This is a genomic window from Lacticaseibacillus nasuensis JCM 17158, assembly GCF_001434705.1.
Lineage (GTDB): Bacteria > Bacillota > Bacilli > Lactobacillales > Lactobacillaceae > Lacticaseibacillus > Lacticaseibacillus nasuensis.
This window is the reverse complement of record NZ_AZDJ01000026.1, coordinates 4,433-6,654: the sequence shown is the minus strand read 5'-3', so window position 1 is coordinate 6,654 and position 2,222 is coordinate 4,433. Positions and strand designations below refer to the sequence as shown.

The following is a 2,222-nucleotide window of genomic DNA, read 5'->3' as shown; positions in this document are numbered from 1 at the left end:
ACCCGAAGGAACGGATTTACAGTCCGTCGCGTTTAGCCTCTTCGCTAATCCTCCATTAAATCAACTGTTTTAGTGTACTGAATCTCGCCACGAAAATCAACGCCTGCGCGCAAAAAAGCGGGCGTCGCCGCCCGTCCTAACCTCACTTGTTCAGATTTCGTTGCGCCGCCGCGCGATTAATCTTCAGCCACTTCTCGTACAAGGCCCGCATCGTCGCTTGATCGCGGTAATCCGCCTCCGAGTGCGGCACCATGTCTAAGTCCGGAATGCCATCGCCGCTGTCGTCGAAATTCGCATCCGTAACCTGATCGAAGAACCACACCCAGCGCGTCGCCTGGTCGACCACCCCAATCGCCGCCTCGCGCCACTCGCGCTGTTGCGCCTGCCGCCGGTCAAAAGCCGCCAGCCGCTCTTTGTCAGATTGCTTCACCAGGTTCAGTTGCGTCAGTTGAATTTGCGTAAAACTGCCTTGCTGACTCGTGACCAGCTTGGTGGCCGCCTCAAATTGTTGCTTCAGCTGACCGTGATAATTTTTCGACCAATCTCGCGACTGGTTGGCCAGCTGCCGGTGAAACTGGTCCAGCGCCGTCTGCACCCTTCCTAACGCCGCTGATGGCACGAATGGAATCGTGAAGAAGCGGCCGGTCAGCGATACCCCTTCCTCAAAATTCGGCAATAACTGCAAGAACCATGGCGCGACGCGGCAATACATCAGGTCATTGGGATTAGGAATCGTCACCATTTCTTCCTGCGTCTCCCAGACATCGTTGTACTGCCACACCAGCAGCTCCAGCGGCGTTACCTCGTCGTGGGCCGCTGGGTTAACCTGTGCGCCCCTGGCGACTGTTTTCAGGATGGCGCTGACGTCGCCGTGAAAGACCTCTTGTGCCATGTGTTTTCCTCCTTACGGGTGGAATCATGCTCGACTGAGCCGTCTCAGCCGACCATAATCCCGTTGGGTACTTATTGACTTTCAAATATTGCTCATCGATAATCGGTAAACCTCGCTCCTCGCGTTCGCGCCGTTGTTTGTCCAACGCCATTACCAACTGGTGTTGATAATTCGGATCGGTCATTTGCTCAGGATCCACGAAATGCATGAATCTAGCCAGTGGATTACTATAATACAGCCACTTCACGCGGGAGACGCCGGTGATGACATACTGGCGTGGGGCGATGCGGTCGAGCTCGGCTTGCACGTCTAACCAGGCTGTGTGCTCGGCCTGCATAAACACGTTCAAATCTGCTTGTGTAAATATTGAAGAGCTCTTCAAAATTGCCACGACCTTCGTCAGCATTTCTGCGTGCGTTAATTGCCCCATTCGATACTGCACGCTTATTCGACGGACACGTGTGCCAATCGGTGAACTAATCGCTAGCCAATCCTTAAGCCAAGCGATTATTCTAAGTTGAAGTGTCTTTCTCGCTTGTTGTTGAGCTTGGCCAAAATGGCGGTAAGCCACACCATTATCAACCGTTCGCACCTCTCGCCATTCTCCGACAAATTGCAACCGTTGTCCTGTTACCGTGGCGGCATTATTCCGCTTCCTCAATATCGGCAGATTGGCCTCCACAGCCGTTGTGATAGGTGGTAAAGCTAAAGTTTCACCACGAATATCAGCGAAACCATCAATTCCAACCTGAATATAATCGGTAAGTGTCAGCGTCCCGCTTTCCGAAATGATGCCCAGTGTTTCACCCCCAAGTATCCATGCTGTAAACATCATCTTGTGCCAATGCTGGGCCACGTTGAATCCCCCCTTCTAGTGGCACCTATATTCTACAACCAGATGAAGATTATGTAACGAAATATGGTTTGCTCTAGTGGTACAATGCGGAATTCACTGATATAAATCATTATCTTAAATAAATAGTTTAACATTGTTTGATTTTCTCGAAGAACCATGCTATATTATGGCCAGACAAGTCCGATATCGTTGGGTGGGGTCATACGTAGGGCCACTGCATTCCCGCGGTAGTAAAGACTAGTTGCCTTCCGGTGCGGGTAACGCCCACACCGGCTAGTGGCCTCCCACAGCCACGGCTTACGGCCCCCACCAGGGGTATACCAGGAGGAGAAGGCACGGCCAACAGTGAGAAACTCGCGGCAGGCGGCAACGCCAGGTCCAGCGCAACGCTGAAGTCCCGAGCTTGCTTGGGCATCCTAATTGAACGCATCGCCAGCAATGGCGACAGGTGGCAACGGCCTTGGGCTCGTCCAC

General features: G+C 52.8%; 2 protein-coding genes. Both read right to left on the bottom strand.

The features are described from left to right. Positions 1-142: 142 nt before the first annotated feature. Complete coding sequence (locus tag FD02_RS06070) at positions 143-892, bottom strand: hypothetical protein (protein WP_054721707.1); 750 nt, start codon at positions 890-892, stop codon at positions 143-145. After that, positions 822-1,748 (bottom strand): hypothetical protein, encoded by a 927-nt coding sequence (locus FD02_RS06065; RefSeq protein WP_056951170.1) that lies wholly within the window; start codon positions 1,746-1,748, stop codon positions 822-824. Before FD02_RS06065 ends, FD02_RS06070 begins: the two co-directional genes overlap by 71 nt. Between the last annotated feature and the right edge of the window lie 474 nt (positions 1,749-2,222).